A 25,247-nucleotide genomic window follows, 5' to 3' on the forward strand; every position below is an offset into this window, starting at 1 on the left:
CGCTACGCGCCGAGCCGATCGTCGTGGGGTAGGGCGTAGCGGGTGCCGTCGGCGCCCCCGACGTCCCCGGCGCGTCTAGCCAGCGCGTCGGGGTTGATGATCACAACGGTCTTGCCTCTCAACGAGATCCAGCCGCGTGTCGTGAAGCTGCCCAATGCCTTGTTCACCGACACCCGGTCGGCGCCCACCAGCTGGGCCAGCTCGTCCTGGCTGAGTTCATGCGCGACCCGCAGCGCGCCGCCCTCGCGGGTGCCGAACCGCCTGCCCAGCGCCAACAGCTGGCGGGCGACGCGGGCGTTGACGTCGCTGGAAACCAATTCGACGAGTTGTCGTTCGGCGGCCCGCACTCGCCGGGTCAGCGCCCGCAGCAGCTGTTCGGCGAGCGCCGGATCTCGCGCCATCGACGCGCGCAGGGTGGCGCGGTCCAGCCACAGGGCTCGCACCTCGGTGAGCGCCGTGGCGGTGCACGCGCGAGGGGCGGGATCGAACACCGCCAGCTCGCCGAAGATGTCCGTGGGTCCCAGGATGGCCCGCACGCCGGTGCGGCCCGCGGGGTCGCGGAGGCTGATCGTCACCGTGCCTTCGGCGATCAGATAGATCCGGTCACCCGGGTCGCCCTGGGCGAAGATCGTTTGGCCGGGCCGGAATTCGCAGGTGTACATCGTCGGATCACGGCGTCTGGGCGGCGAGGAACACCAGCCGGAAATTGCCGATCTGCAGCACGTCGCCGTTGGCCAGCGCCGCGGAGTCGACGGCTTCGCGGTTGCGATAGGTGCCGTTGAGGCTGCCGAGGTCGACGACGCGGAATTCGCCGTTCTCGCTGCGGAATTCGGCATGCCGTCGGCTGACCGTGATGTCGTCGAGGTAGATGTCGCTGGCCGGGTGGCGTCCGGCGGTCATGACGGGCTGGTTCAGGACGAAGTGCGATCCGACGTTGGGTCCCCGTTTGACCACGAGCATGGCCGAGCCGCGCTCCAGCGCCGCCGCCTCGGCCGCCGCCGACGACGTGTCGATCTCCTCGGGGACACCGTCAGCAGGCAACGGGGAGCCCCGGACCGCGGACAGGTCGCCGGTGGCGTCATCGGCCGCGATTCGCTGCTGTCGTGTGTCCCGTTGGGATGCGGACACTTTCGCCTCTCATCTGCCCTACGCCCTCACCGGCACGACGAACTCGGAGGTGTAGAACTCCGCCGGGCTCTGCGCGTGGGCGTTCGGTTGCTCGATGATCACCCACACACCGGTCGTGCCGGGCCGGATGCTGTCCTGGACGGTCGTGTTCCCGCTACCCGCCCCGTCGGTGTCCAGGCCGGCGAAGGCGGTCCCGGGGTCGCCGGGCCCGCACGGGGCGGAGGCGGGGCGGGGCACCTGGATCAGTCCCACGTCGAAATGGGTGCCGGGCTCCGGCGGGTTCACCAAATGGACGTCCGCGACCACCCTCGACCCGGCCGTGCGCACGACGGCGTACCCCGTCCCCAGCGAGGGGTGCGGCACCTGCACCGCAAAACTCACCAGGCTGAAATCGCAACGCCGAAGTTTGGCGTCGAAAACGACGGTGGTGCCGGCGCCCTCGGCCCCCGCCGTGCCGATGGCGAATGTCGTGGCCGGCAAAACCAGCACCGTGAGCGCGGCCGCGGGGGTTTTCAGGCGTGTCTGCGTGCGCATCGGGACTACCCCTTACCGTCGTGTGAACTGGATCACATCGGAATGAGTATTGTCCCGCGATTGGCCGATTCAAACCCTCGCCCAGCAATTACTCAGGCGTTAATTCGGCGCGTTATTCCGCGGAGGAATTGCGGCCGCGGCACGCCATTTAGACACGCCGATAATTGACGCTTTTCGCCGCGGTTACGGCTTGATGCGGATCGGGCCCGGCGACCACCACCCGGTGCGGGTGGCGGTTCCGAGATCGAGCTGCGCGGGATGCGCGTCGGCGATGGTGTCGAATTTGCGCAGCGACCCCCAGTCGCGGCCCCAGTCGTGGGACAGGTACGTCGACATCACGTGGGCCCGCAGCAGCAGGTCGGTGATGCCCAGCAGCCCCCCGTTGGTTCCGTCTTCCCAGGTGTCGGTGTCCATCTTCTTGGCCGTGTAGTCCGGGGTGATGCGGAATTTGGGGATCTCGGTGACGCCGTTGACGTGCAGCATCGGCTGCTGGCAGGGGAAGGCCAACCCGACCGCCCAGTCCATCAGCACCGGCTGCGTCGAGCCGACGTACTCCTGCAGCGAACGCATCTCCGGCACCCGCGGCGGGGTCACCGCGATCCAGTCCTCAGGCGTCAGGGACAGGTCCTCGGCCACCACCCGCACGGCGACAGCGTCCGCCGGCATGTCGGAGCGGGCGAAACGCAGGTTGCGCCAGGCCTTTGGCTGCTCGCCGTTCAGGTCGTAGGGCACCAGCCGCCCGGCGGGCACGATGCCGGCCCCGGTGTCACCCGCGGGCCCGGGCCGCCCGTACTCGAGCACCACCTTCTGGCCGTCGGTGTGGTGGTGCAGCACGCTGTTGCCGTCGATCTTGCCGGCGGCGGACACCACCACGAGCGGATGCCCGGCATCGGGTTTGGGCAACCGGTACCACGCCGAGGTGAGCCTGCTCTGCTGCTGCGCCGCGGTGGTGTAGCTGCCGGCCAGCGGAACCCGATCGGGATCCAGGCCGTAGGGCAGCGGCACCGTCGAGCCGTTGATGCCCGGCGCGCTCAGCTTGGTCGGCGCGTCCCAGTCGTAGTCGGTTCCGGGTTGATTCGGGGTGATCCGAATGGCTTCGGCGACAATGTGTTCGGGCACACCGTTGGGGCTGAATCCCACCGGGTGCTCCCCGCCCAGCGGCCCCAGCGGCCCGTAGTTGCCGGGTAGCGGCGCCATGTAGCCGACGTTGCTGTCCGGCTCGACGAGCACGTCGTCGGCCAGGCCGCAGCCCCCGCTGAACTCGCGCAGGTTGTCCCAGGCGTTGGAGTAGGTGGGGTACTGGCGCACGATGCCGGCCACCATCGACGCGATGAACACCAGCGCCATGAATCCCGCCGCGATGGGCACCGGTGCGGCCGTCAGCGCCCGCGCCACCCGGCCCTCCCCGCGGTCGCGGGACGCGAAGTGCAACCAGATCGCGTACAGCACTGCGAGCACGAACAGCGCGAAAAAGATTGTGCTGACCGAGATTCCGCCGATCTTCGGCATGGTGCTGTTGAACGGGACGCCGTAGCTGGAGACGTACCACCAGCCGTTGGTGGTGGCGAAGCACAGCGCCATCAGGAACAGCACCGCCGCCAGGAACGCCATCCTGTTGCGCGACCACCGCAGCACCGCCGGCGAGACCAGCACCGTGGTCAGCGCGGCCATCGCCGCCCCCACCGCGGCGAACAGGCCGAAGTGGTGCACCCACTTGGTGGGCGTGAACATCAGGAAGAACATGGTGCCGAAGATGACGCCCATCAGCCGCCACGCCGGGCCGCGGGCCACACCCGGAACCCGCTTGCGCCGCAACATGATGAACACGGCGGTGAACAGGCACAGCGCGGTGATCAGGAAGCCGAAGCGGCGCGACAGCGAACCGTCGACGGTGGGCAGGATCAGGTAGTAGTAGCGCAGGTTCTCGGTGTACCACGCCTGGCTCGGCCCGATCGCGGTCCGAATCCTGGTGGCTTCCAACACCGCCCGCAGCGTCTGGTCGGCGAACACCACGGTCAGGATGACCGTGCCGGCGGCCAGCATGGGCGCCACCAGCGGCCACGTGCCCACCAGGCGATGACGGCGGACCAGGATGCGCAGGATCGGACGGCCACCGGCGACCAAGGCGGCCACGGCGATCAGGCCGGTGGGCTGCACACCGAGCGTGAACGCGGCGGTGATGACCGCCAGCGCCGCGGGAGTCAGCCGGCTGTACCGCATGGAACGTTCGATCAGCACGTAGGTGACCAGCGAACCGAGCGCGATGATCGGCTCGGGGCGCAGACCGTTGTCGAACGGCATCCACGCCGTCAGCAACACCATGCCCGCCGCCCAGTTCGCCGGCTTGCTGGCGGCCACCGCAGGCCCCAGCCGGGGCAGCACCTCGCGAGACAGCAACAGCCAGCACACGATTCCGGCGAACAGGTCCGGCAGTCGCATCCACAGGCTGGCGTCGCTGACGTGGGTCATCAGCGCCAGCAGGTTGTAGTACCAGCCGAAGGGGTCCTCGGGGCTGCCGAACCAGCGGAAGTAGTTCGACATGTAGCCGGCGCGATCGGCCACCCGCGCCATGCCGAGGATGTAGCCGTCGTCGGACGAGTTCGCCCCGATCACGTGCCAGAGCACGAACCCGAAGATCACCGCGACGTCGGCGAGGGTGAACGTGCGCCAATTCGCCGGAATGAGCCGGCGCATCCGCCGCCCGTCCAGCTGGTCGAGTCGCCACAACGCGACCAGCGCAACGATGGTCGCCACGATCGCCAACACCATCGCGACCAGTTTCAAAGTGGTTGGGGTGGTGGAGAACCGGGTGTCGATGGTCGCCGACAGCGTCAAGCCGGCCGGGGCCGGACCGGTCAGGTCGGTGAACACACCGACGATCTGCGGTCGCAGGTTCGGGTCGGGGAATCCGCCACCGATCGGTTTGCCCGCCGAATCATTGAGCCCGACAAAGGTGGCGAACGTGCCGGCCTTCGTCGAGGTGATCTCGATGCGCTGGCACTGTGGCGACATCGCCTGGTCCCGGGACACGCTGGCGATCACCACATTGCGGTCGGTGACGTCGACGCGCTTGCCGTTGACGACGACGAACAGCGCGTTGAGCGCGGCGTCCTTGCCCTTCTTGGGCCCGGTGCCGACCACCACCCCGCCCTCCGGTGGCAGGTCGCGCACCAGCGAGCAGGGAACGGTGGCGGTCATGTCGACCGGGGTCAGCGAAATCAACGGTGCCGTAACGCTGTTCAGCTGTCCGTTCTGGGGCCAGTTCAGCGTCGCGGTCGTCTGCACGACGGGCAGCAGCGGGGTGGCGACGGACAGCACGAACCCGATCAGGCCGGCGATGGTCGCCACCCAACGCGTCGTTCGCACGTCGTCGCGCATCCTCGGCGCGCTCATGGCAACGCCCGAATCGGTCCCTGCCGGCTCCAGCCGTGCACTGTCATCACACCCTGTTCAATCGCGGCGTCCGGCGCCAAATCAGCCGGCACCAACCGGAAGTACTGCTCCACGGATCCCCAGTCGCGATACCAATCGCCGCGCAGATACGTCGAGATCGTCGACGTGCGCAGCAGCGCCTGGGCGAACAGGAAGGGCCCGCCGGCCTCGCTGGACTGCCACAGGTTCGACGACGCCGCCGTCTGCTTGCGGTCGGGAAGGATGCGGTACCCCGGAAGTTCGGCAACGCCAAGGTGTTCGGAGAACGGCCGCTGGCACGGGAAGTTGGCGGCGGTCGCGATGTCCATCAGCACCGGCGTCTGCGACCCGACCAGTTGCTGCAGGGTTTCCAGCACCGGCACCCGCGGCGGCGTGAACGCGAACCACTGCTCGGAGCTCAGGTTCGGGTCGTAGGCGACGATGCGCGCCACGTTCGCCTCCGGCGGCGCCCACGCCAGCGGGAAACGCAGGTTGCGCCACGCCGGCTGCGGGCCGATGTCGATCGGCTGCACCTCGGCCAGCGGCTGGGTGGTGCCGTCCGGGCGGGTGACGCCCCATTGCAGCTTCAGCGATTGCCCGTAGGTGAAGGTGCCGTCCTCCTTGTAGGACCAGATCGCGCCGGCGGCGGAGACGACCACCAGGGGCCGGTCGGGGGTGCGCGCGGGCAGCTGGTACCAGGCCGAGGTGGCGGTGGCGGCCAGCGTGTTCTCGCCGTAGCTGCCCATCACCGGGGTGCGGGCCGGGTCCAGCCCGAACGGCAGCGCCGCGTGGGAGCCGTTGACCCCGACCGGGCCCTTGCCGCCGGCGGTGCCCGCCGAGTCGCTGTAGGCGACGTTCGGCTTGTTCGGGGAGGCGTCGGAGTTGACCAGTCCCGGCTTGGTCACCACCGGGTCGGATTGCAGGTCCTCGCCCACGCCTTCGGGTTTGAAGCCCACCGGATTGACGCCCCCGAGCGGCCCGTCGGGCCCGAAGGTCTGGCCCGGTGCCGGGGCCAGCATGCCCGCGTTGGGGTCGGGCTCGGCCAGCACGTCGTCGGCCATGGCGCAGCTGGTGGCGGACAGGCCCGAAGTGATCGCGGCGAGGTTGGCCTTGCCGGTGGTGTAGAGCGGGTAGCGGAACACCGCGCCCTTGGTCAGCGAGGCGACCTCGCCGACGACCATGATGGTCGCGACCACCAGCAGCGGGGTCGACGCCAGGACGCGGTTGCGCCGGTTGTCCTTGACCTCGGTGTGGCCGGCGTAGTCCATCCGGAAGTGCTGCCAGGCGGCCAGCAGTCCGGTGATGATCGACAACGTCAGGAACATCGACGTCACCGGGTGGCTGGCGACGACCGGTTGGATGTCGTACCACGGCACCCCGTAGTTGCCGACGTAGAACCAGCCGTTGATGCCGGAGGTGGCCCACGCCAGCACGAACAGCAGCGCGGTGACGTACAGGGTCAGGTTGCGGCGGTTGTGCAGGCCGATCCGCGAGCAGGCGAACGCGGTGACCGCGCCCAGCGCCCCGGCCAGTCCCGCGAAGGCACCGAACTGGATCGCCCACTTCGTCGGGGTGAACGTGACGAGCAGCAGGCCGATCGCGGTGGTGCCGATCAGCCGCCAGGCCGGGCCGCTGGCCACGCCGGGAACGTGGCCGCGGCGCAGCAGGATGACGAGCATCCCGAACAGGCACAGCAGCAGGATCAGCACCGCGAACCGCCGCGCCATCGATCCGTCGGGGTTGGACTCGACCGTGAGGAAGTAGTAGCGCAGCCAGTCCTGGTACCAGGCGATCGTCGGCCCGACCTTGTATTTGATGCGGGCGGACTCCAGCACCGTGGCCAGCGTCTGGCTGCGGAACACCACCACGAGGATCACCGAGAGCGACGCGCCCAGCACCGCCAGCGGCGCCAGCAGCCCGTCGGTCGCCCGGCGGCGCCGGATCGTCTGGGCGACGGCCCGCGCCCCGGTCAGCAGCGCGGCCACGGCGATCAGACCCTGCGGCGCCAGCGTCGCGCTCAGCAGCGCCACGATGATGGCCACCGCGGCCGGGGCGAGCCGCCGCAGGGCGATCGCGCGTTCCACCAGCATCCAGGTGACCAGCACGCCGAGGGCGATCAGTGGTTCGGGCCGCAGCCCGTTGTTGAACGGCAGCCAGGCCGCGACGAAAACCGCGCCCGCGGTGAAGACCGCGACGCGGTTGGCCGCCAGTCCATCCCTGCCGGGGCCCAGCCGGCGCAGCATCCAATGGCCGATGATCAGCCAGCAGCCGATCCCGGCCAGCGTGGCGGGCAGCCGCATCCAGACGCCCGCCGTGCTCACCGAGGCGAGCTTCGACAGCACCCCGAGATACCAGTCGAAGGGGGCGTCGGTGGTACCGAAGTAGCGGTAGTAGTTGGCGACGTAACCGGCGCGCGGAGCGACGCGGGCGACGGTCAGGTTGTAGCCGTCGTCCGATGTGGTGGCGCCAATGATGTGCCACAGCAACAGGGTTGCGATCACCCCGGCGTCGGCGATCCACGTCGCCAGCCCGACGCGCCGCCAGTTCGCCAGGTGCGTGCCGGGCCGGTACCGGGACAGCCAGGCGATGGGGGAGCGCCAGTTGAGCAGCGTGCCGCCGCCCCGGCTGCGGCGGTCCAGCACCGCGAGCGCCACGATGGCCGTCAGCACGGACAGGACGCCCAGCGCCATCACAATCTTCTTGACCGCGGTGGGCGCGGTGATGAATCGGGTGTCGATGTCGACCCGGGCCGAAAGCCCCGGCCCCGCGGGCACCTTCAGATCGGTGAAGATCCCGCCGACCTGGGGCTTCTTTTCGGCCGGCAGGACGCCGGTGGCGCCGGGTATGCCGACGAACTCGGCGCCGGCCGCCCCGACGCCGGCCCAGGCGTGCAGCACGCTGCAGGCCCCGGCGGCGATGGCCGAGCGCTGCGCCACCGCCGCGACGGTGTCGCGGAACGCCACGACGACGACGTCCTTGTTCGCGCGCACGAACAGCCCGTTCTTCCCGGCGTCCATCCCGCCGGGCGGCAGCGTCGAGACCACCAAACCCCCGCTGGCGGGCAGGGTCGCGATGTCCGGGCAGGGAATGGAGATGTCCAGCGCGCGGGGCGCCCCCGACACCAGGGGCGCGGTGATCTGGCTGACGTGCCCGTCCACCGTGCCCTGCGGCCACAGCACCGTCGCCGTGGTCTGTTTCGCCGGAAGCACCGGGACGAGGAGGCACAACAACAGCCCCGCGATTCCCGCGACCGCGGCCACCGATCGTGGGATGCGCTGCGATCGCTCATTACGGTCGTGGGGCACGAGGCTCGATCGTAAGCGACGCGGCTTTGTGCCATCTGGACGCGGGGCCGCGCAGCGGGGCGCTGCTATCCGCCGAGCCGGGCCGCCAGGGTCGCGTGCCCGGGACCGTCGAGGTCGGCGAGCGCGGCCGGGCGCCCGGACATCGCCATGAGCAGCGCCTCGCCGGGGCCGGTCACCTCGGGCCCGTCGCCGTGCGTCCACTCGACGTCGGTGGCGCGCAGGCGCAGACCCCTGATCCGCCGTCCCGCGCCGATCCTGGGGTTGCCGGGCACCAGGGAGAGGACCCGCTCCAGGCGGTCGGGCGGGATCTCGCGCGGCCGGTCCAGCGCGCGGCGGATGTCCTGGTGATGGATCGTGCCGTCGACGAGGGCGATCATTCCCCCGAAACCCGCTGTCAATCCGCGTGGTTCGAGGTGGTTGCGCAGAAACTCCAGCAATTGTTGCGGGGTCAGGTGCGAGAATTCATCGACGCCCACCTGGTTGGCCCGCACCACCAGGCCCTTCGCGAATCGCTTCACCAGCCCCAGGGCGCCGAGCTCCTCGTAGCTGATCACATGCGCGACAACGTCTTTCACGCTCCATCGCGCGCACAGGCTGGGCGCCTCCCAGTCCCGCGGCGCCAGGGTGGCCAAAAAGTCCGCCAGGTCGGCCCGTTCGGCGCGGGCCATGGGCATCAGGTCGGCGGTCATCGCGGGTCACCGCCCCTCAGCACGTCGGCGTAGCGGGCCAGGTAGAGGGGCCATCCCGCATCGCCGTCGACCCCGTCGGCCACCGAGGGCCAGCCCGGCCCGTGGCGGTCGAGATGGCGGTGTTCGAGGTCCACCCGGGTGCGTCGGTCGGCCTGGGCGGTGAAGCGGACGTCGACCTCGCTGGTCTTGGCCGGGTCGGCTTCCAGCTGCCACGTCGGGCCGATGTCCCAGCTGAACACCACGCGATGCGGCGGCTCGTAGACCAGGATCCGCGCCCACCGGCACACGCTTCCGTCGACGCCGCGGTCGTAGATGTGGCCGCCGACGCGGGGCTCGAACACGGTCTCGGCGATGGGGACCGCCAAGAGATTGTGCTCGCGCGGCTTGAACGCGCCGAACTGCTGCGTGAAGACCGTGAACGCGCGCTCGATGGGGGCGTTGACGACGACGTGGTGGGTGACGTTGGGCGTCCGCTGGGATGTCATGTCGATCCTTCGTTGGTCTCGTCGATGGCCCGCGCATAGCCGGCGAGCGCCTGGGTCCAGAACCGGTCGAGGTCGGCGCGGAGCGCCTCGAGACCGGTGGGGTCGAGCTGATAGACGCGACGGGTTCCCGCGGCCCGGTCGCGCACCAGCCCGGCGGACTTGAGCACCTTGAGGTGTTGCGACACGGCGGGTCTGCTGACCGGCAGGTCGCGCGCCAACTCACCGACCGCCGACGGGCCGTGCGCGAGCCGTTCCACGATGGCCCGCCGCGTCCCGTCCGCCAACGCCAGCCACGCGTCAGCGGTTTGGTAAGTGGTCACGAACCGTAAGCATAGGCTTACGGATATCCGCGTTCAAGGGCCCGCGACGGCGCCTACGTCTTGCGCAGCGGCGCCGGGTTCCACAGACCGCTGCGCGTCGCCGTTCCCAGCAGTAGGTCGGCGGGTTGCGCGCCGGGGTAATACGGCGTCAGCCGCTGCAGCGAGCCCCAGTCGCGGGACCAGTCGTCCTTGAGATAGGTGGCCATCGTGGTGGCTTTCACCAGGAGTTCGGTGACGCCCAACGGGCCGCCGCCGTTGTTGTCCATCACGGGCGAGTTGGCCTCGGCGCCGAACCGGTCGGGCAGGATGCGCCACTTCGGTGTCTCGTCGACGCCGTTCTGATGGCCGAACGGTCGCTGACACGGGAAGGCCAGCCCGACGAGCCAGTCCAGGAACACGGGGTCGGCGGAGCCCACCACGTCCTGCAGGGTGCGCAGCCGCGGAATGCGCGGCGGTGTCAGGGCGATCCAGTGCTGCGGCGCCAGGTCTTCGTCGTCGGCGACCAACCGAATCTGGGTGGCGGAGTCGGGGATCGCCGACAGCGCCAGGCGCAGGTTGCGCCAGGCCGGGGACGCGCCCACGTCGGCGAATTGGAACGAGCCGCCGGGGTGCCCGCCGGCCGCCTGCTCGTCGGTGGCCCACTGCACCTGGACCTCACGGGGGTCGAAACGCCCGGCCGCGCTCACCACCAGCAGCGGTCCCGCCTTGTCGCGCGCGGGCAGGCGATACCACCCGGACCGCAGGTGCGCGGGAATCTGGATGCCCGAGCGCCAGCTGCCGAGCACCGGTGTGCGCGCGGGGTCGAGGTTGAAGGGCAGCTGGGCCGACGATCCGTTGATCCCCGGCGCGGGGGTGGTGCCGCCCTCGGTTCCCGCCTGGTTGCTGCCGGTCTTCTCCTCGTCGTTGACGAAGCTGCGGTCACCCGGCCGTTCCATCACCGGGTCGGCGCGGACGTCGGCGGGAATTCCGTTGGGCGTGAAGGCTTCCGACAGGCCGGCGCCGAGGGCGTCCGCCGCCGAGGCGCCCACCGGCGAGAGCATGCCCGCGTTCGGGTCCTGCTCCACCAGCACGTCCTCGGCCAGCCCGCACGTCTTGCCGGTCAGCGCCTGCAGGTTGGAGCGGCCGACCGACCAGGCCGGATACTGGTCGGTCATCGCCAGGGTCAGCGACGCCACCTCGAACACCACTAGCACCCACGTCGCAATTGCCAACGGGGACTGGATGATTCCCGCCACGCGTGCGCCCAGACGGGTCTTGGGTGGCCCGTTCTCGGGGGCGACGAAGTGGAACCACGCCGCCGCCAGCAGCACCACCACGGTCAGCCCGAGCAGGGCGGTGGCGAACGCGTAATGCCACGCCGGGAACGCATTCGACCAGGGCACACCGAAATTCGAGACGTACCACCAGCCGTTGACGCTGGCGAACGACAGCGCCACCAGGAACAGCACCACGGCGGCGTACACGGTGCGGTTGCGCCGTGACCGCATGGCCACCGCGGTCACCGCGACCGCGGCGAGCGCGCCCAGCGGCCCGGCGAGCCCGGCGAACACGCCGAAGTGGTGGGTCCACTTGGTGGGGGTGAACATCATCGCGACGAACGAGATGATGGTGATCCCGACGATGCGGCGGCTCGGCCCGGCGGCGGTGCCCGGAATCCGGCCCTTGCGCAACGACATTGCGACCGTGACCCCGAGCGCGAGCACCAGCGCCAGCACGGCGAAGCGGCGGGCGACCGACCCGTCGGGGCTGGCCATGAACAGCCGCTCGTAGCGGATGTGTTCGTCGAACCAACTCAGGCTGGGGCCGACGGCCCGCTTGAGCATGGTGGCCTGGACCTCGCCGGCCAGCGTCTGGTCGCGGAAGATCAGGATGCCGGTGACGGTGACCGCGGCCAGCAACGGCAGCACCAGCGGCAGCGCACCGAACCGGGTGATCCTGCGGTGCAGGATGGTGCGCAGCGGCCCGATGGCGACCAGCAGGGCGCCGATCGAGGCGATGCCCGTCGGTCCGGAAAAGAGGGTCAGCGCGCCGATGATGCACGCGATCGCCACCGGCAGCAGCCGGCTGGTGGCCACCGCGCGCTCCACCGAACACCACGTCAGCAGGATGCCCAGGGCGATGATCGGCTCGGGGCGCAGCCCGTTGTCGAGCGGGAGCCAGACCGCCAGGAACGTGCCCGCCGCGGTCCAGGCCGCCGCGCGGTTCTGCTTGACCGCATGGCCCAGGCGGGGCATGACCTCCCGGCTGATCACCCACCAGCACGTCAGCGCCATCACCAGGGTCGGCAACCGCATCCAGATGCTGGTGGTGCTCACGTGGGCCCACAGCGCCAGCAGGTCGTAGTACCAGCCGAACGGTGCCTCGGGCGTGCCGAACCAGCGGTAGTAGTTGGCCATGTAGCCGGCGTGCTCGGACACCCGGGCCATGGTCAGGATGTAGCCGTCGTCGGAGGTGTTGGCGCCGACGAAATGCCACCACACCAGCACCGCGATCACCAGGGCGTCCAGCGCGCCGATGGACCACCACCGCGCCGGCAGGAAGCGGCGGTGCCGGGTTCCGTCGGCGGTGTCGAGCCGGTGCAGCGCGACCAGGGAGGCGGCGGTCAGCACCAGCCCCAGGATCATCGCCGCCATCTTCAGCGGGGTGGGGCTGCTGCTGTAGCGGGTGTCGACGGTCGCCGCGAAGCTCAGCCCGGGCGGCGTCGGCCCGCTGAGATCGGTGAAGACGCCGACGATCTGCGGCCGGAAGTCGTAGCCGCTCTTCTCCCCCCGCAGCGGCGAGCCGGGATGCTCGGAATTGCGTCCCTGGGTCAGCCCGACGAACTCGGCGGTCACCCGGTCGGCGTGCGCGGTGAACGTCAGCCGCTGGCAGGCCGGGCCGAGCACCTGGCTCAGCGGCGCGCTCACCACCGGGACGTTGCGCACCACCAGCACCAGCTCGTCGTTGGCCCGCACGATCAGCAGGCCCCGGTCGACGGCCTTGGGCGCCTGCTTGGGCACCGTCGACAGCAACACCGTCTTGCCGGCGTTACCCCCGCCGGTCAGCCCGGCGGCGGCCTGACACGGGACGGTGATGTTCAAATCGGTGGCCACGTAACCGATCAGGGGCGCCTCGACGCTGCCGAAGGTCCCGTTCTGTGGCCAGTTCAGCTGGGCGGTGGTCTGGTCGACCGGCAGCAGCGGGGTGGCGATCGCCAGCAGCACGCCGAGCAGCCCGGCGACGGAAGCAACCAGCCGGGCGATCCGGTGATTGGTTTCCGTGGCTGACACGGTGCTAGATGCTAGTTCTTCCGCGGTGTGCGGCCCCGTTTGAGGCGTGGTCTCGGTGCTCATCGGTGGTTACGCCCCCGGTTTGCGGATGGCCAGCACGAAGGGGCCGACGCTGCGGACGTCGAAGCGCGGGCTGTCGAACAGGGCGCCGCGCAGATCGACGGTGTAGCGGCGCACGTTGGGCTGGTTGGGGTAGACGTCCTCGGCCAGCCGCAGGGTGTAGTTGCCGTTAGCACCGCGGCGCATCAAAAAGACCGTCGGAGGTGGCCAGGGGCAGGCATCCAGGGCGTGGATCAGCTCGTCGGCGGTCTTGAGTTTGGACCACTTGTCGATCTGCGCGGCCCGCAGGTCGAATTGCGCGAGCGGGTTGGCGTAGTGCGAGGTGAGCCCCTGGAATCCCCAGTAGGGGTAGAACGACAGGAAGCTGTAATCGGCCGTCATCACCACGGTCTGGTCGCGCGGCTTGCCGGTCACCTGCGTGATGTCGTGATCGATTGTCGCATAGAACTTTTCGGCGCTGGGCGGCCGCCGGTCGCCGCGCTGCCCGTTGCCGTCGGTGTCGGTGTAGGCGATGGTGAGGTCGGGGCGTAGCACGTCGGGGATGTCCTGGCTGAACGCGATCGCGGCGGTTAGGCCGATGGCGCCGGCCACCGGGACGATCGCGCGGCCGCGCGGCTTGAGGGCCAGCGTCGCCTCGAGGAAACCGAAGGCCCCGGCGGCCACCAGCAGCACGCTCAGCGTCGGCTGCAGCCGGAACGACAACAGAGTGACGCGCGCCAGCGTGGTGAGCATCGACAACAGCGACCACAGGTAGATCGCCACCACGCCGATGGCCAGCGCACCGGCCCGCACCGAGGAGCGCGCCCGCACCACCAGCCACAGGGTGCCGATCATGGCGACCACACCGAGCAGCGTGAACTGCAGCATCGGGAAGGTGAGCTCGGCCCCGTCGGCCGGCAGGTAGTGGGCGGCGCCCCCGGTGTTGCTGATCGGACTGCGCGCCGCTCGCACCAGGAACGGCAACCAGGTCGTGCAGCCGATCACCACGGCGATGCCGGCGATGACCGCCAGGCGTCGCAGCGGATCGAGCGCGGCCTTCACGCCGTCCCGGTGCCACCGCACCCCGGCCAGCCACAGCGCCATCAGCCCGATCGCGAACGCGCTGAACCCGAACAGCAGCGTGTACCAGGTGGCCGTCCACCCCAGGAAAATCCCTGCGCCGATCACCGCGCCCCAGCCCGCGCGCCGGCCCGCGTCCGGACGGTCCGCGGCCCGCAGCCCCGACCAGGTCAGCACCAGCACCGGCGGCAACAGCACGGTGATCATTGCCGAGTAGGGCTCGGGCGAGCCGTACGCCAGCGTGACCGCGGCCGTCGCGGCGGTGACGATCAGCGCGTACTCGAACCGGACCATCCGCCACCACAGCACCAGCGCGACCGCGACCGCGACGGCGATCGAGGTGATGGCCCACGGTTTGAAGACCTCCCACGCCGGCGTCCCGGACAGCGCCGCCGCGCGCCCGCCGATCCAGAACCAGCCGGGCGGGTAGAACGGCGGCAGCCCAAGGTAGGTCATGTCGCGCAGGGCGGGGCTGTCGGCGAGCCGGGTGACGTATTCGGTGCGGAACTGCTGGTCGACGGAGATGCCGAACAGATACAGCTTGGTGGCCCCCAGCGGCATGCCCAGGGTGACGACAGTGAACGCGGACACGAACACCAGCCCGCCCAGCTGGGCGATCAGCCGGTGCCCGCGCCGCCACACCCATCCGGTGGCGACCAGGCCGGCCAGGCAGCCGACCTGCCCGACGGTGGTCAGCGCGTGCAGTTGGTTGGACGACGGAAAGGCCGGCCACTGCACGCCAGAGATGGCGATCAGCGACACCACCGCGACGGCCACCGCAACCAGCGCCGCCAAGGCCATCTGGCCGAGGGTGGCCAGCGCGTTGCGCATGATCAGATTGGCAGCTTGCGGAAGATGGGACGCGGGACGTGTCGCAACACCATCATCACGTAACGGAATGCTGCTGGTGCCCAAACCAATTCCTTACCCTTTGCGGCCGCGGTGACCGCGAGGTTGGCGACGTACTCCTTGTCGACGGTCAGCGGCGCTTCCTTGACGTGCGCGCTCATCCGGGTACGCACCTGGCCGGGGCGAATCACCAGGACACGAACCCCGAACTCGCGCAACGCTTCTCCTAGCCCCAGGTAGAAGCCGTCCAGGCCCGCCTTGGTGGAGCCGTAGACGAAGTTGGACCGTCGCACCCGCTCACCGGCCGCCGAACTCATCGCGATGATCTGGCCGAAGCCCTGCGCCCGCATCTTCTCGGCTAACAGCACGCCCACCGAAACCGCTGCGGTGTAGTTGATTTCGGCGGCCAGCACGGCCTTGTGCTGGTTTTGCCACAGCTCCTCGGCGTCACCGAGGATGCCGAAGGCGACGATGGCCACATCGACATCACCGTTGGCGAACGCCTGATCGATCATCTTCGGGTGGGTGTCGGGGTCGGTGGCCTCGAAATCGATCAGCTCCACCGACCGCGCACCGGCGGCCTTCATCTGCGCCACGGCGGCGTCGCGGCCCGGGTCGTTGGGCATGGCGGCCAGCACGATTCGCGCGTGCGCGTTCTGCAGGTAGCGCTCGCAAATGGCCAGCCCGATCTCGGAGGTGCCGCCGAGCAGCAGGATCGTCTGCGGATTCCCCACGGCGTCTAAAACCATTGGCGCACCATCTAGAGCAGCTCCAAACGTCGGGCCATGTCCGAGGCGAACACCCGTAAGGGGTCGACCTTGCGGCGTACCGCGATCCATTCGTCGATGCGCGGATACATGGCGTGGAAGGTTTCTGCGCTGACACGGGAGTCCTTGGCGGTGTAGACCCGTCCGCCGAATTCCAGTGCGCGCCGGTCGAGTTCGTTGAGGAACTCGTCGATCCCGGGCTTGTTGGGGAAGTCCATCGCGACGTTCCAACCGGCCATCGGGAAACTCAGTGGTGCGCGGTTGCCCGGGCCGAAAAGCTTGAACACGTTCAGCGCCGAGTAGTGGCCCGTGGTTTGGATCCAGCGGATGATGTCCTTGAATTCGTCCATCGCGTTCGGCGGGACCAGGAACTGATGCTGGGCGAAACCCCTTGGGCCGTAGGCGTTATTCCAGCCGCTGACCAGATCCAGCATGTGGTAGAACTGCGACAGGTTCTGGATCTTGCCCGAGTAGGTTCCGCCCAGCCGGTAATACGTCTCGCCGATGGCCATGAACGACAGCTTGTTCATCGCGCTCACCGGAAACACGTTCGGCACCGTCAACAGCTGCGGCGCATCGAATTTCAGCGGGTTCTTGGCGAGCTTCTTCGGCAATTGGTCCAGCTTCGCCAGGCTGCCGCGGCTCACCGCGGCCCGGCCGAGCTTCGGGGGCGGACTGATCAGGTCGAACCAGGCGCTGGAGTAGGTGTAGTTGGCTTCGCTGCCGTCCAGGTGCACGGCCACCGTCTCGTCGAGATCCTTGGTGGCCACGCCGTCGGCGATGAAATATGCCGTCTCCGTGGGCGTCATGGCGATGGTGGCGCGCAGCACGATCCCGGTCAGGCCGTTGCCTCCGACGGTGGCCCAGAACAGCTCGGCGTCTGAGGAGTCCGGGCCGTCGGGGGTGATGGTGCGCACGGACCCGTCGGCCATGAGCAGGTCCATCGACCGCACGTGGTTGCCGAAGCTGCCCGCGCTGTGATGGTTCTTGCCGTGGATGTCGCAGGCGATCGCCCCGCCGACGGTGACCTGGCGGGTGCCCGGCAGCACCGGGACCCAGAGCCCGAACGGCAGCGCCGCCTTCATCAATTGGTCAAGGCTGACCCCGGCGTCGACATCGACCAGCCGGGTGTCGGCGCTGATCGAGTGAATGCGGTTGAGCGCGGTCATGTCGATCACCAGGCCGCCGCCGTTTTGCGCGTTGTCGCCGTAGGAGCGGCCCAGCCCCCGGGCGATCACGCCCCGGCCGCCCGAGTCGGCCGCCCGGGCCACCGCCTTGGCGATCACCTCCGGATCGCGGGTGGACAGCACCTGGGCCACCGACGGTGCGGTGCGCCCAAAGCCCATCAGCCGGGTGGGCTTGGTCACGGGATCGGTGCTCGACATCGTCAAAGAGGGTACCGCCTGCTCCGGCGACCATGCGGGACGCAGGCGTCCCGCTGAGGAGGCGGGCAATCCCGGCTGGGCCGGACGCGGCTCAGTGGATGCGGAAGATCACGGCCCGCTGCACGACGAAGTTGATCACCGTCGCGGTGCCCTGCGCGATCACGAACGCGACCGGGATCGCCCACGCTTGGTAGTGCAGAAACGCCAGGCACAGGTGGTTCAGCCCGACCTGCACGGCGAAGGTGATGGCGTAGAGGACCATGACCGCGACGAACCGGGCGGTGCTGGGGGGCGCCTGGAAGGTCCACCGGCGGTTGATCAGGTAGGCGGTGATGGTGCCGACGATGAAGCTGATGGACTTGGCCACGTCGACCTGTACGTGCGCCGCTTTGAACAGCAGCAAGTAGAGCCCGAAGTCCACGATCCCCGCCAGGCCGCCGGTGACCACGAAGCGCGTGACCTGTGTCGTCAGACTCAGGCGCGCCGGCGCGGCCGGGGACTCGGGGGGAAGCATTGGGGGGAGTCTAACGGGGCCGCCGGGCACCGGCGGGCAGCGTCAGCGGGGCAGTTTGACCGCGATCAACTCGACCTGGTTCTCGCCCTGCGGCGTCGAGTACGTCACCGTGTCGCCCGGCTTGCGCCCGGCCAGGGCCTGGGCCAGCGGGCTGCGCGCGGTCAGCGTCTCGGCCTCCCGGCCGACGGGCGTCTCCTCGACGATCGAGATCACGTGCATGGTGACCACTTCGCCGTCGGCGAACCGCAGTGTCACCTCGGTGCCGCCGGGCAGCGTCGCCGAGGAGTCGGAGTCCGGCGGCCCGGCCCGCAGACGCCGGTCAAGTTCGTTGATCCGATCGGAAAGCACCACGAGTTCGTCGGCGCGCTGGATCGCCTCGGCCGCGTCGCCGTGATCGCCCACCATCCCGCGGTCGTTCTTGACTTCGGCCTCGAGGCGGTCGCGCCGCTGCCGCAGCCGGTCCAGCTCGGCTTCGAGGTTGTTCCGCGCGGCGTCCGCTGCCGATGGGGCTTTCTTGCTCACGTCCGTGGACCTTTCGCCCGGTGTGCTCAGGTGGCGTACCAGTGTGACACCACGATGAGCGGCCCGCCACCATCTGCGGGAGAACCGGACATCAGAAGGGCGGCGGGTCGTTGTTGTGGGGGGCCGACCGCTCGGCGTGACGCGCCGCCTCGGCGCTGATGCGGGCCTCGTTGATGCCGCGCTCCCAGCGGACCCGGGCGGCGCGATCCTCGGCGCGGGTTCGCTGCCGGACGGGCATCATGACCCCGCGGTTCTGCGAGGGTGCGGGCGCGACGGCCGGCAGTGTCAGCGTCCCGGTCGGGACCGCCAGCGCCGGAAAGTACAGGCTGCCACCAGGTTTGGTGATGTACGTATGTCCCGTCGGCGACGTCCACACCACGGTGCCGTCGGGCAGCTGGCGATCCCGCCAGCCGTCGGGGCCCGTATAGAACGTCTTGAGCAGGTGATGGTGGCGGCAGAGCAGCTTGAGGTTGTTGACAAGTCATTAATCTATCCCCAGGCTGGCGCGCTGCGCTGAGGGTCCTGTCCCTGCGGCGGTGTAAAAGGGTTCGGACGCCTAGGCGATTAGGAACCCACGTCCGTGTGGAAGAGAGTATCGCCTGCGCAGCGGTTGCAAGCTCAGATTGATGAGGTGTTCGCCGTCGGCGAGGAGCTGGCGCGTGCGATCGGGCAGGTCGCGGTGCTCGGTGCCCCGTTGCTGTTGCAGGCCGCGATCGAGGCCGAGGTGAGCGCGTGCCTTGGCCGGGACCGCTATGAGCGGGCCGCGGGCTGTGAGGACGTTCGCGCCGGGATGCGCAACGGGTAAGGTCCGATCACGGTGAAGACCACCGCGGGGCCGGTGACACTGCAGCGGCTGAAGGTGCGCGGCACCACCGAGCGCTTCGCCTCCCAGTTGTTCGGGAAGGGCGTTACCAAGACGAATGCGCTGGAGTCGCTGGTGATCGTCGGGTTTGTGCGCGGGCTGTCGGTCCGTGACGTGGAGGCCACCTTGGTGGAAGGGCTCGGCAAGGCCGCAATGTCGAAATCGACGGTGTCGCGGGTGTGCGAAGACATCAAGACCCAGTTGGAGGCGTGGTCGGCGCGGCTTCCTGACGAGGTGCAGCTGGATTATCTGGTCGTCGACGGTAGCCATTTCAAGTACCACGCGAGCGCGTCGGCCGAGCCGGTGCAGGCCGCGTGGGGCATCGACACCGACGGCAAACCGGTGTTCGTCGGGCTGGAGGTGGCCACCAGCGAGTCCGGTGACGCGTGGGAGGGGTTGCCTCACCGGGCCCGGCGGGCGTGGGTTGGCGTGTCCGCTGCTGGTGATCAGCGACGGCGCGGCCGGGTTGATCGGCGCGGTCGAGCGCACCATGGGCGCGGCGCTGCGGCAGGGGTGTCTGGTGCATCGCGCTATAACGTGTTGGCCAAGGTGCCCAAGAACGCCCAAGCGGAGGTGAAGGCCGATTACTGGGCGATCTTTGAGGTGCCAGACTCGATCGAGCCTGGCCCCGACGCGGTCGCCTACGTGCAGAAGCGGATCGACCAGTTCGAAAAGCGTTGGCGCGACTCGTATCCGGCGGCGGTGCGGTGCCTGCTCGATGACCGTTACTCGCTGACGGTGTACCTGCGGTTTCCGCGTGAGCACTGGACCCGGGTGCGGCACTCCAATTTCATCGTTATCTCGAGTCTTCGATTAAGAGGGGCTATTGACCTGAAAGTCTGCGTTGTAGACCCGGAGTGGACGATGACCGCGGCGTCGGGGCTGCCGTGGTCGCCCCGGTCCGGTCGCGGCCTGGGCCTCCCGATTTCGGTGACCAGCCCGTCGCGCCGTCGTGGTTGCGCGTCAGCACTGGGCCGGTGTGCTGGCGGCGGTGTCGGGGGACAGCGGCGCGGGTGCTTGCCTGCGCAGCCGCGGAGATGTCAAGGACGTCGACTGTGCTGGCCTGGCCACCGGCTGCGACATCGACGAATCGGTGTGAGTGCAACGGTACGTTACTGGCCGGTGCTGCCCCGACGGTTCTATTGTGGTGGCTGTGACTATTGCTGATCGCGCGACAACGGAGTTGTCACCGTGGTCGCCCAGGGAGACCGAGTTGCTGGCGGTGACGTTGCGGCTGCTGCAGGAGCATGGGTATGACCGGTTGACGGTGGATGCGGTCGCAGCGAGCGCCCGAGCCAGCAAGGCCACCGTGTATCGGCGCTGGCCGTCCAAAGCCGAACTGGTGTTGGCGGCGTTCACCGAGGGCATCCGCCAGGTCGCGGTTGCGCCCGAGACCGGCACATTGCGGGGCGATCTGCTGCGACTGGGGGAGGTGGTATGCCAGGAGGCGCGCCAGCACGCCAGCACCATCCGCGCGGTGCTCATCGAGGTGTCGCGCAACCGGGCGCTCAACGACGTCATGCAGCACCAGTTCATCGAGCAGCGGAAAGCCTTGATCCGCCACGTCCTGCAGCGGGCCGTCGACCGCGGTGAGATCGAGGAGGCCGCCATCAGCGACGAACTCTGGGATCTGCTGCCCGGCTACCTCATCTTCCGGTCCATCATCTCCAGCCGACCGCCCACCCGCCAGACCGTGCCGACCCTCGTCGACGACGTCATCATCCCCAGCCTGACCCGGCCCGCCGGATAAGGGCTCGGTCATCGCGCGCCCGGCCAATGCGTACGGTGTTCGTCTCTTGTCCTGTCCGGCCCCGTACCGTACCGTCATAGGCGATCGATCCCCGCTTGACGCGCAGGAAGATGTGTCACCGGTCATCGAAAGGCCAACGGGTGAAGGGTATTTCAGTTAGCCGCCTGGTCAGGCGCGGCTGGATGATGCTGGTCACCGTGGTCGTGGTCGCGGTCGCGGGGTTCGGCGTCTTCCGACTGCATGGTGCCTTCGGGGCGCACAAGAGCACTTCGGCCACCGGCGCCGTCTCGGAAGAAATCGAGCCTTTCAACCCTAAGCGCATCACCCTTGAGGTCTTCGGCGAACCCGGGAAGGTGGCAACCATCAACTACTTGGACATCAATGTTCAGCCCCAGCAAGTCCTCGACGCGGCCCTGCCGTGGTCGTTGACCATGATTACGACACAGCCCGGGGCCTTTGCCAACCTGATGGCACAGGGCGACAGCAATCCCCTTGGCTGCCGCATCATCGTGGACGGCGAGGTCAAGGACGAGAGAGTCTTTAACGAAGTGAACGCCTATACCTTCTGCCTGGTGAAGTCCGCATGAGCGACCGTGACGGCCGGCGGTCCTTCTTGGCGCACACCATCCGCCGGCTTTCGGTGCCGCTCGTGCTGCTGTGGCTGGCGCTGGCTGGCGTCACCAATATTGCCGTGCCGAACTTGGAGGCGGTTGCAGAAGCGCACACGGTGGGGATGAGCTCCAACGATGCGCCGTCGCTGCAGGCGATGAAACGCATGGGCAAACTCTTTCACGAGTTCGATTCCGACAATTCGGCCATGGTCCTCCTAGAGGGCGATAAGCCGCTGGGCGACGACGCCCACCGGTTTTACGACACCGTGGTCCGCAAGCTCGAAGCCGATATCAAGCACGTCCAGCACGTCCAGGACTTTTGGGGGGATCCGCTGACGGCGGCGGGCTCGCAAAGCAACGACGGCAAGGCCGCCTACGTTCAAGTGTATTTGTCCGGCAACCAAGGACAGAGCTTGGCGACCGAGTCTGTCAACGCCGTCCGTGCCATCGTGGACCATACGCCACCACCACCGGGGGTCAAGGCCTATGTGACCGGCCTGGGGCCGGTGATCTCGGATCAGTTCAGCGCGGGCCAGAAAAGTCTTCTGAAGGTCACCCTGATCACGGGCCTGGTGATCTTGGTCATGTTGTTTTCCCTGTACCGGTCTGTCGTCACCGTCGCGCTGGTGCTGGCCGTGGTTTTGATCGAGGTGGCCTGCGCCCGCGGAATCGTCGCGGTCCTTGGAAACTACGGGATCATCGAACTTTCGACGTTCTCGGTCAATATTCTCACATTGCTGGCCATCGCCGCCGGGACGGACTACGCGATATTTGTCGTCGGCCGTTATCACGAGGCCCGGCAAGCGGGCGAGGATCGCGAAGCAGCCTACTATACGATGTCGCACGGGACGGCCCACGTTATCTTGGGATCGGGACTGACTATTGCCGGCGCGGTGTTTTGTCTGGGCTTTACCCGGTCGCCCTACTTTCAAAGCATGGGCATTCCCGGCGTGGTGGGCATGCTGACCGCGGTTGCAGCCGCGCTCACGCTGGCCCCGGCCGTGCTGACCGTGGCCAGCTTTTTTGGGTTCTTAGACCCCAAGCGCGCGATGAGGACCCGGGTGTGGCGGCGCATCGGCACGGCCATCGTCCGCTGGCCGGGCCCCATACTGGTGGTGACCTGTGGCGTCGCCTTGGTCGGTCTGCTCGCCTTACCGGGGTATCAAACCAGTTACGACGCCAAGGCCTATATGCCCTCATCGGTTCCGGCAAAGGTCGGGTATGCGGCGGCGGAACGGCACTTTTCTCCAGCCCGGCTAAATCCCGAACTGCTGATGATCGAGGCCGATCACGATATGCGCGACCCGGCCGACATGATCAACCTGGAGCGGGTAGCCAAGGCGGTCTTTCACACTCCCGGTATCGCCCGGGTTCAGTCCATGACCAGGCCGCTGGGAACCCCGATCGATCACACCTCGCTAGCTTTCCAGATCAGCGCGGGAAACGTCGGCCAGATCCAGAACCTGCATTACCAGAAAGAACGCGCGGAAGACCTGTTGAAGCAGGCCGACCTGCTGAGAAATACGATCAACATCTTGAACCGGCAGTACGCCCTGCAGAAAGAGCTCGCAGCCGCTACCCACGCCGAGACCCAGAACTTTCACGACACGATCGCAACGACCAATGACCTGCGCGATAAGATCGCGAATTTCGACGACTTCTTCAGGCCGATTCGCAGCTATTTCTATTGGGAAAGGCACTGCTACGATATCCCCGTCTGTTCTGCGCTCAGAAACGTCTTTGACGCACTCGACGGTATCGACAAGCTCAGCGAACAGTTTCAAAACCTCACCGCATCGTTGGATAAATTGGATGCCGGCCAGCAGCAACTGCTCACGCTGCTACCGCCGCAGATCGCCGACCAGGAGAAAAATCTGGAACTGACGCTGTCCAGCTACGCCACCAACTTCGGGATCAACGCCCAAACGCGGGCCTCGACTGACAACGCGACTGCCCTGGGACAAGCGTATGACGCCGCCAAAAATGACGATTCCTTCTACTTACCGCCGGAGGCTTTCGACAACCCCGAGTTCAAAAGAGGTCTGAAACTATTCCTCTCCCCCGACGGCAAGGCCGCCCGCATGATCATCTCCCATGAAGGCGATCCCGCGACCCCCGAGGGTATCTCGCATGTCGATCCGATCAAGAAAGCAGCCCACGAGGCCGTGAAGGGCACCCCCCTGGCGGACGCCCACATCTACCTCGCCGGCACCGCGGCAACCTACAAAGACATCCACGACATGGCCAATTACGACCTCATGATCGCCGGTCTGGCCGCGCTGAGCCTGATACTGCTGATCATGCTGTTCATCACCCGAAGCCTGGTGGCCGCGGTGGTCATCGTGGGCACCGTGGCACTTTCGCTGGGCACCTCGTTCGGGCTGTCGGTACTGGTTTGGCAAGACCTTTTGGGCATCAAACTCTACTGGGTGGTGCTTGCGCTGTCTGTCATCATCCTCTTGGCGGTGGGATCCGACTACAACCTGCTGCTGATCTCGAGGTTCAAAGAAGAAATACACGCTGGATTAAAGACCGGCATCATCCGAGCGATGGCCGGCTCCGGCTCGGTGGTAACCTCTGCGGGCCTAGTGTTCGCCGCCACCATGGCCTCCTTCATGTTCAGCTCGCTGGTGATCCTTGGTCAGGTGGGGACCACCATCGGTCTAGGTCTGCTGTTCGACACGCTGATCGTGCGGTCGTTCATGACCCCGTCCATCGCCACACTTCTCGGGCGTTGGTTCTGGTGGCCCCAACGGGTGCGGCCGCGTCCAGCCAGCCAAATGCTTCGGCCCTACGGGCCACGTCCCGCAGTTCGCCAACTGCTGCTGTGGGAAGACGGAGACCCAGCGGTGACTTCCCAATCAGCATGAGGTCTACGGGTCGATCCACCGCTGCCACCGCAGGAAGCAACCGTCGAGGAGCTGATCTACTTTAGATCCGGCGCTGCCTGTCAGGCCGCCGACACTGGCCGGGGTTGACAGCGAGGGATTCTGCGTGGTGATTCGTAACGCGATGTTCGTATCCTAAAGGACCGCCGCAAAATTGCAGTCAGCATGGATCAACGAGTGCTCCTTTAGGAATCCGGCCCACGCGCAGCTGGCTTCCCCGCAACCTCATCTCGGCGCTCGAAGCGCAACTCCCGCTGGCCGATGCGATCGCGATGAAGTACCAGAGCATGGCGAACCGGACACCGCATCGTGGTCTTAGACAGGCTCAAACGACGAAATGAGCCATTGACCATGAGCTTTCGTCAATGTGGCCAGAACGCTGCTCGTGGTCAATGTCGGTTCTGGCCGATCCAAGCTCACCGTGCGTTGGTTGACGAACATCAACACGACAGCCGAGTCCGGATGCAACTCCGACACGGCGGCACGAAGTACTACCGCGGTCGTCTTCAAGGACTTCGGCTTGGCAGCCAGCGCGACGATCTGCTGGCTGAACTGGTTGTAGTAGGACAAGAAGTCGCCAGTCAAGTGGGATTTGGCTGAAGAAAAGTCGCGGTCGAGAGTGTCCGAAGAATACGACAGGATGGCGACCGTTCCACCAGTAGCCGCCGTGATTGCGGACTTAGCGGCCGCGGCGTCGGTGGCACGGTCTGGCAGGTATTGGAAGTAGATCAGTCCAGCCGCCAACCCCACGGAAGTCACGACCGACAACGCCAAGAGTGCAGTGAATATTTTGCCCGACACACGCTGCTTGATACCAGTAAAGAAAGTTCTCACACAGC

21 protein-coding genes are annotated in these 25,247 nt (G+C 67.8%); 5 read left to right on the forward strand and 16 right to left on the reverse strand.

Annotated features, from left to right (window positions below):
• Positions 1–2: 2 nt before the first annotated feature.
• The 15 genes from K883_RS10105 to K883_RS10175 all read right to left on the reverse strand — a co-directional run bounded on the left by K883_RS10105 (position 3) and on the right by K883_RS10175 (position 18,673).
• Positions 3–662, reverse strand: coding sequence for a Crp/Fnr family transcriptional regulator (locus K883_RS10105; protein WP_036454345.1), 660 nt, complete (start codon positions 660–662; stop codon positions 3–5).
• Positions 663–669: 7 nt separating this feature from the next.
• Positions 670–1,128, reverse strand: a complete 459-nt coding sequence (locus tag K883_RS10110) for an FHA domain-containing protein (RefSeq protein WP_036454347.1) — start codon at positions 1,126–1,128, stop codon at positions 670–672.
• Between the two features lie 18 nt (positions 1,129–1,146).
• Positions 1,147–1,662, reverse strand: a complete 516-nt coding sequence (locus K883_RS10115; protein ID WP_008263050.1) for a hypothetical protein — start codon at positions 1,660–1,662, stop codon at positions 1,147–1,149.
• A gap of 183 nt (positions 1,663–1,845) precedes the next feature.
• Complete coding sequence (gene embB / locus K883_RS10120; protein WP_026071071.1) at positions 1,846–5,055, reverse strand: arabinosyltransferase EmbB; 3,210 nt, start codon at positions 5,053–5,055, stop codon at positions 1,846–1,848.
• Positions 5,052–8,378 carry an arabinosyltransferase domain-containing protein gene (locus K883_RS10125; RefSeq protein ID WP_009956772.1) on the reverse strand — a complete coding sequence of 1,109 codons (3,327 nt, stop codon included), beginning with the start codon at positions 8,376–8,378 and terminating at the stop codon, positions 5,052–5,054. The genes embB and K883_RS10125 overlap by 4 nt, the downstream gene beginning before the upstream one ends.
• A 65-nt stretch (positions 8,379–8,443) precedes the next feature.
• Positions 8,444–9,067, reverse strand: coding sequence for a maleylpyruvate isomerase family mycothiol-dependent enzyme (locus tag K883_RS10130; RefSeq protein WP_014378861.1), 624 nt, complete (start codon positions 9,065–9,067; stop codon positions 8,444–8,446).
• Entirely contained in the window at positions 9,064–9,552 is a 489-nt protein-coding gene (locus tag K883_RS10135) for an SRPBCC family protein (RefSeq protein ID WP_014378862.1), read from the reverse strand. The genes K883_RS10130 and K883_RS10135 overlap by 4 nt, the downstream gene beginning before the upstream one ends.
• Positions 9,549–9,872, reverse strand: coding sequence for an ArsR/SmtB family transcription factor (locus K883_RS10140; protein ID WP_009956770.1), 324 nt, complete (start codon positions 9,870–9,872; stop codon positions 9,549–9,551). Before K883_RS10140 ends, K883_RS10135 begins: the two co-directional genes overlap by 4 nt.
• A 53-nt stretch (positions 9,873–9,925) precedes the next feature.
• Positions 9,926–13,204 carry an arabinosyltransferase domain-containing protein gene (locus K883_RS10145; protein WP_085981082.1) on the reverse strand — a complete coding sequence of 1,093 codons (3,279 nt, stop codon included), beginning with the start codon at positions 13,202–13,204 and terminating at the stop codon, positions 9,926–9,928.
• Between the two features lie 6 nt (positions 13,205–13,210).
• On the reverse strand, positions 13,211–15,091 hold the full coding sequence (locus K883_RS10150) for a galactan 5-O-arabinofuranosyltransferase (protein WP_008263063.1): 1,881 nt from the start codon (positions 15,089–15,091) through the stop codon (positions 13,211–13,213).
• Between the two features lie 2 nt (positions 15,092–15,093).
• Positions 15,094–15,858 carry a decaprenylphospho-beta-D-erythro-pentofuranosid-2-ulose 2-reductase gene (locus tag K883_RS10155; protein WP_008263064.1) on the reverse strand — a complete coding sequence of 255 codons (765 nt, stop codon included), beginning with the start codon at positions 15,856–15,858 and terminating at the stop codon, positions 15,094–15,096.
• An 11-nt stretch (positions 15,859–15,869) separates the two neighbouring features.
• Entirely contained in the window at positions 15,870–17,261 is a 1,392-nt protein-coding gene (locus tag K883_RS10160; protein WP_036454349.1) for an FAD-binding oxidoreductase, read from the reverse strand.
• A gap of 91 nt (positions 17,262–17,352) precedes the next feature.
• A complete protein-coding gene (locus K883_RS10165) occupies positions 17,353–17,775 on the reverse strand; it encodes a GtrA family protein (protein WP_009956764.1) in 423 nt (140 codons plus the stop codon).
• A gap of 42 nt (positions 17,776–17,817) precedes the next feature.
• Entirely contained in the window at positions 17,818–18,297 is a 480-nt protein-coding gene (locus tag K883_RS10170; RefSeq protein ID WP_008263067.1) for a GreA/GreB family elongation factor, read from the reverse strand.
• Between the two features lie 91 nt (positions 18,298–18,388).
• Entirely contained in the window at positions 18,389–18,673 is a 285-nt protein-coding gene (locus tag K883_RS10175) for a hypothetical protein (RefSeq protein ID WP_369798876.1), read from the reverse strand.
• Between the two features lie 255 nt (positions 18,674–18,928).
• Between K883_RS10175 and K883_RS27495 the strand changes: the two genes are divergently transcribed.
• The 5 genes from K883_RS27495 to K883_RS10190 all read left to right on the forward strand — a co-directional run bounded on the left by K883_RS27495 (position 18,929) and on the right by K883_RS10190 (position 24,390).
• Positions 18,929–19,102, forward strand: a complete 174-nt coding sequence (locus tag K883_RS27495; RefSeq protein ID WP_156035629.1) for a hypothetical protein — start codon at positions 18,929–18,931, stop codon at positions 19,100–19,102.
• 12 nt (positions 19,103–19,114) lie between these two features.
• Complete coding sequence (locus K883_RS26695; RefSeq protein ID WP_156035631.1) at positions 19,115–20,326, forward strand: transposase; 1,212 nt, start codon at positions 19,115–19,117, stop codon at positions 20,324–20,326.
• A complete protein-coding gene (locus tag K883_RS10180) occupies positions 20,301–20,909 on the forward strand; it encodes a TetR/AcrR family transcriptional regulator (protein WP_036455386.1) in 609 nt (202 codons plus the stop codon). Before K883_RS26695 ends, K883_RS10180 begins: the two co-directional genes overlap by 26 nt.
• A gap of 182 nt (positions 20,910–21,091) precedes the next feature.
• Positions 21,092–21,496, forward strand: a complete 405-nt coding sequence (locus K883_RS10185) for an MmpS family transport accessory protein (RefSeq protein WP_020822383.1) — start codon at positions 21,092–21,094, stop codon at positions 21,494–21,496.
• Positions 21,493–24,390: an MMPL/RND family transporter gene (locus K883_RS10190; protein ID WP_036454352.1), complete on the forward strand. Its 2,898-nt coding sequence runs from the start codon at positions 21,493–21,495 to the stop codon at positions 24,388–24,390. Before K883_RS10185 ends, K883_RS10190 begins: the two co-directional genes overlap by 4 nt.
• A gap of 333 nt (positions 24,391–24,723) precedes the next feature.
• Here K883_RS10190 and K883_RS10195 read toward each other — a convergent pair whose 3' ends face one another.
• Positions 24,724–25,242: a twin-arginine translocation pathway signal gene (locus tag K883_RS10195; RefSeq protein ID WP_369798878.1), complete on the reverse strand. Its 519-nt coding sequence runs from the start codon at positions 25,240–25,242 to the stop codon at positions 24,724–24,726.
• Positions 25,243–25,247: the final 5 nt, after the last annotated feature.

It is taken from the genome of Mycobacterium sp. TKK-01-0059 (genome assembly GCF_000709305.1).
GTDB classification, from domain to species: domain Bacteria; phylum Actinomycetota; class Actinomycetes; order Mycobacteriales; family Mycobacteriaceae; genus Mycobacterium; species Mycobacterium intracellulare.

What these genes read in the sequence shown, in the direction of transcription:
- K883_RS10105 (WP_036454345.1), bottom strand. Translation starts at nt 662, where the DNA reads ATGTACACCTGCGAATTCCGGCCCGGCCAAACGATCTTCGCCCAGGGC.
- K883_RS10115 (WP_008263050.1), bottom strand. Translation starts at nt 1,662, where the DNA reads ATGCGCACGCAGACACGCCTGAAAACCCCCGCGGCCGCGCTCACGGTG.
- embB (WP_026071071.1), bottom strand. Translation starts at nt 5,055, where the DNA reads ATGAGCGCGCCGAGGATGCGCGACGACGTGCGAACGACGCGTTGGGTG.
- K883_RS10130 (WP_014378861.1), bottom strand. Translation starts at nt 9,067, where the DNA reads ATGACCGCCGACCTGATGCCCATGGCCCGCGCCGAACGGGCCGACCTG.
- K883_RS10135 (WP_014378862.1), bottom strand. Translation starts at nt 9,552, where the DNA reads ATGACATCCCAGCGGACGCCCAACGTCACCCACCACGTCGTCGTCAAC.
- K883_RS10145 (WP_085981082.1), bottom strand. Translation starts at nt 13,204, where the DNA reads ATGAGCACCGAGACCACGCCTCAAACGGGGCCGCACACCGCGGAAGAA.
- K883_RS10150 (WP_008263063.1), bottom strand. Translation starts at nt 15,091, where the DNA reads ATGCGCAACGCGCTGGCCACCCTCGGCCAGATGGCCTTGGCGGCGCTG.
- K883_RS10155 (WP_008263064.1), bottom strand. Translation starts at nt 15,858, where the DNA reads ATGGTTTTAGACGCCGTGGGGAATCCGCAGACGATCCTGCTGCTCGGC.
- K883_RS10160 (WP_036454349.1), bottom strand. Translation starts at nt 17,261, where the DNA reads ATGTCGAGCACCGATCCCGTGACCAAGCCCACCCGGCTGATGGGCTTT.
- K883_RS10165 (WP_009956764.1), bottom strand. Translation starts at nt 17,775, where the DNA reads ATGCTTCCCCCCGAGTCCCCGGCCGCGCCGGCGCGCCTGAGTCTGACG.
- K883_RS10185 (WP_020822383.1), top strand. Translation starts at nt 21,092, where the DNA reads ATGATGCTGGTCACCGTGGTCGTGGTCGCGGTCGCGGGGTTCGGCGTC.
- K883_RS10190 (WP_036454352.1), top strand. Translation starts at nt 21,493, where the DNA reads ATGAGCGACCGTGACGGCCGGCGGTCCTTCTTGGCGCACACCATCCGC.